This is a genomic window from Polaromonas sp. P1_E3 (assembly GCF_056405935.1).
Map to the genome: position 1 here is coordinate 1 of NZ_JBFUBD010000698.1, position 956 is coordinate 956.

A 956-nucleotide genomic window follows, 5' to 3' on the forward strand; every position below is an offset into this window, starting at 1 on the left:
GTCCAGGAATTTGTCGATGATGGCATCCAGCTGCGTGATGTCCGCAGCCATGTGCTCGCGGGCATCCATGTCGGTGACGCTCATCTCGGTTTCCAGGCGCAGCCGGGCCAACGGGGTGCGCAGGTCATGGGAAATCCCTGCCAGCATGATGACCCGGTCCTGCTCGATTTTGGACAGTTGCTCGGCCATGCGGTTAAAGCCGATATTGACCTCGCGGATTTCGCTGGTGGCTACCTTTTCATCGAGCAGGCTGGCGTCGAAGTCACCGTCCCGCATCCGGCTGGCTGCAAATGACAGCTGCTTGAGCGGCCGGTTGATCAGGCGGGCAATAAATGCTGCGCCTGCCAGCGACAGGGCTGCCGCCGTGATGAGCCAGATAATCCACGTGCTGTTGCGTGACGGACCTATTTTCGAGGGATCTGTGAGCAGCCAGTAGGCATCGCCGTCGATGGTAAAGCCGACCCATAATCCCTTCTGCCCGTTGACGCTGCTGGCCACGACGGTACCGTTACCCAGCCGCGTCTTGAGTTCCTCGGCCGTGCGCTCGCCCAGCTCATCGCTCTCAAAAAGCTCGAACTTGTCTTTCGGCTCCCGAGGGGTGATGCGTACACGCTCTTCGTCGGCCAGCGTTTTGATCAGCGAGACACGGGCGATGGCATCGGAATAGCGAAGCGCGGCCCGGCTGAGGTTGACCAGTGAGGCTAGCTGCTGGGCACTCTGGATGGCGCGAGGCTCTGATTCGAGCGCCCGGAAGGTCTGCAACCAGGCAACGATGGAGCCAAACAGCAGCAATGCAAGGAAAAAGAATGTCCGCCAGAACAGGCTGAAGCCCCGGCGTGGGCGCATTTCCAGCGGGGCTGGTGCGGTTTCAAGGGGAACTGGATTGGTAGCGTCCATAAGGAAGTGGGGTACGTGGGCGCGAGCGCTGTGATCAATGGACGTTAGCACGATAAGCC

General features: G+C 60.4%; 1 protein-coding gene. It reads right to left on the reverse strand.

Going from position 1 to position 956, the window contains the following annotated elements; all coding sequences use genetic code 11:
* A partial coding sequence (locus AC1D0Z_RS22880) for a HAMP domain-containing protein (RefSeq protein ID WP_477660422.1) occupies positions 1–897 on the reverse strand: 897 nt, incomplete at its 3' end.
* Positions 898–956 lie beyond the last annotated feature (59 nt).